Genomic DNA, 2,802 nt, shown 5'->3' on the forward strand with positions numbered 1-2,802 from the left:
TGCTGGACTGGTCCGGCGGGCTGGTCTGGTTGCTGGCCAATGGCGGGGCGCAGGCGATCCGCGCGGAGGTGGAAAAGCTGGGCGGCCATGCGACGCTGGTGCGCGGGGCCGAAGGCACGACCGTGCCGATGTTCCATCCGCGACCCTCGCCGATTGCCCGTCTGGAAGAGGGGCTGCGCAAGCGGTTCGACCCGAAGGGCATCCTGAATCCCGGCCTGATGGAAGGGGCCTGACATGCAGACGAATTTCACCGAAGAGCAGTTGCAGGACCCCGGCACGGCGACCGCCAACAAGATCCTGCGCGCCTGCGTGCATTGCGGTTTCTGCACCGCCACCTGCCCCACCTACCAGGTGCTGGGCGACGAGCTGGACAGCCCGCGTGGCCGCATCTACCTGATCAAGGACATGCTGGAAAACGAGCGGGTGCCGGATGCGAAGACGGTCAAGCATATCGACCGCTGCCTCTCGTGCCTTGCCTGCATGACGACCTGCCCTTCGGGGGTGTATTACATGCACCTCGTCGACCATGCCCGCGCCTATATCGAAGAGCACTACCAGCGCCCCTGGCACGACCGCGCCTTGCGCTGGATGCTGGCGCAGGTGCTGCCCTATCCGGGGCGCTTCCGGCTGGCGATGCTGGGGGCCAAGATCGCGCGGCCCTTCCGGGGCCTGCTGCCCGATCCGCGCCTGCGTGCGATGCTGGAGATGGCGCCGAAGCAGATCCCTCCGGTTTCGCCCAACGACGCGCCGCAGAGTTTCCCGGCGAAGGGGGCGCGCAAGATGCGCGTGGCGCTGATGACCGGCTGCGCGCAGAAGGCGCTGAACACCGATATCAACGATGCCACGATCCGCCTTCTGCGCCGTCTGGGCGTCGAGGTGGTGGTGGCGAAGGGCGCCGGCTGCTGCGGCGCGCTGACCCATCACATGGGGCGCGAGAAGGACAGCCATGCCGCCGCCGAGGCCAATATCCGCGCCTGGATGGCCGAGGTGCAGGGCGAGGGGCTGGACGGCGTGGTCATCAACACCTCGGGCTGCGGCACCACGGTGAAGGACTACGGCCACATGTTCCGCGACACCGCGCTGGCGGATGAGGCCGCGCAGGTCTCGGCGCTGGCGATGGATATCACCGAGCTGCTGGCGAAGATCGGCCTGCCCGAGGTCGACCCGGGCCATGAGGCGGCGGGGATGCGCGTCGCCTATCACGCCGCCTGCTCGCTGCAGCACGGCCAGAAGGTGACCGAGGCCCCGAAGACCCTGCTGAAGGGCGCAGGGTTCCAGGTGCTGCTGCCTGCGGATGCGCATCTGTGCTGCGGGTCTGCGGGCACCTACAACCTGATGCAGCCCGAGATCTCGGGCCAGTTGAAGGCGCGCAAGGTGAAGACACTGGAAGTGCTTGAGCCAGAGGTCATCGCGGCGGGCAATATCGGCTGCATGATGCAGATCGGCTCGGGCACCGGGGTGCCGGTGGTGCATTCGGTCGAGCTTCTGGACTGGGCGACCGGCGGGCCGAAGCCGCCCGCGCTGACCGGGGATCCGCTGCCGCAGCCGGTGCCGATCCTGCGCGATTAAATCCGGGCCCTGCCGCATTTTGGCCGAAAGCGGCGGGCAGGATTTCCCGGTCACGACCCCGGAGATTCGATGCCCGCCCGCCTGTCCCTCACCGCCCTGCTTGCCCTGCTGCTGTTCCCTCTGGACCTTCCGGCGCAGGACAGGGCCCAGGATACGGCACTGGAGCGCCTGGACACCGGCGATGCCTCGCGCGGCTGGGAGGCCGTCGGGCGGCTGGATATCGGCGGTCGGGCCTTCTGCACCGGGGCGCTGGTGGCGCCCGACCTTGTGCTGACGGCGGCCCATTGTCTCTATCAGCGCGACACCGGCACCAGGATCGACCCGGAGACGATCCAGTTCCTGGCCGGCATGCGCAACGGCCGCGCCTCGGCCTATCGGCAGGTGCGCCGCGCCGTGACCCATCCCGATTACGTCTACGCCGATGCGGTCTCGACCGAGCGGGTCCGCAACGACCTGGCTCTGCTGGAGCTCTACCAGCCGATCCGCAATACCGAGGTGACCCCCTTCCAGACCGACATGCGCCCCTCGGCGGGGGACAAGGTGGCCATCGTCTCCTATGCCTTCGACCGCTCCGAGGCGCCCTCGTTGCAGGAGATCTGCGACGTGATCGCCCGGCAGAGGGGGATCCTGGTGACTTCCTGCGATGTCGACTACGGTTCTTCCGGGGCGCCGATCTTCTCCTTTGCCAGCGGGGTGCCGCGCATCGTCTCGGTGGTCTCGGCCAAGGCCGAGGTGGGCGGCGCGCGCGTCGCGCTCGGCACGGCGCTGGAAGAGCCGCTGGCGGTGCTGAAGGCGGAACTGGCGGCGGGGCAGGGCTATGGCCTGCCAGAGGCGCCGCGCGCCAACCGCATCACCGTGGGCAATGAACGCCGCGACATCGGTGCCAAGTTCATCCGCCCGCCGGGCTGACGCCGCCGCTTCCCCCGGTTCCCACACAGGGCCCGGCAGGGTCTTGAAACCGCGAATTCGCCTTCCCAGATCAGGGGTACGGGGCGCCACAAGGGCCCCGCTTCCAGCCCGTCCATCCCGGAGGGCTACCCAACTGTTGTCGCTTCAAGAAGGATGACCAGAATGCGTAATTTCGACCTTGCTCCGCTCTACCGTGCCTCTGTCGGCTTCGACCAGCTCGCCGACATGATGGACCGCGTCCTCTCGACCGAGGTGAGCCAGCCCGAGCTATCCGCCTACAACATCGAAAAGCCGCCGATGATGCCTATCGCATCTCGATCGCCG

The 2,802-nt window shown here is 68.1% G+C and carries 2 protein-coding genes and 2 pseudogenes; all 4 read left to right on the forward strand.

All coding sequences use genetic code 11. The features are described 5' to 3' along the window. A pseudogene (locus OS124_RS27255) lies at window positions 1–233 on the forward strand (glycolate oxidase subunit GlcE); the annotation flags it as partial. Window position 234: 1 nt separating this feature from the next. Beyond that, on the forward strand, window positions 235–1,569 hold the full coding sequence (gene glcF / locus OS124_RS0103100) for a glycolate oxidase subunit GlcF (protein ID WP_010137869.1): 1,335 nt from the start codon (window positions 235–237) through the stop codon (window positions 1,567–1,569). A gap of 69 nt (window positions 1,570–1,638) precedes the next feature. Then, window positions 1,639–2,478, forward strand: coding sequence for a trypsin-like serine peptidase (locus tag OS124_RS0103105; protein ID WP_010137870.1), 840 nt, complete (start codon window positions 1,639–1,641; stop codon window positions 2,476–2,478). Window positions 2,479–2,640: 162 nt separating this feature from the next. Then, window positions 2,641–2,802 (forward strand): annotated as a pseudogene (locus tag OS124_RS26370) (heat-shock protein); the annotation flags it as partial.

Origin of the sequence: Oceanicola sp. S124, assembly GCF_000220565.1 — a bacterium.
GTDB lineage: Bacteria > Pseudomonadota > Alphaproteobacteria > Rhodobacterales > Rhodobacteraceae > Pseudooceanicola.

Bases quoted from the DNA above. Each gene is read 5' to 3' on its own strand.
- glcF (WP_010137869.1), top strand. From the start codon at position 235: ATGCAGACGAATTTCACCGAAGAGCAGTTGCAGGACCCCGGCACGGCG.
- OS124_RS0103105 (WP_010137870.1), top strand. From the start codon at position 1,639: ATGCCCGCCCGCCTGTCCCTCACCGCCCTGCTTGCCCTGCTGCTGTTC.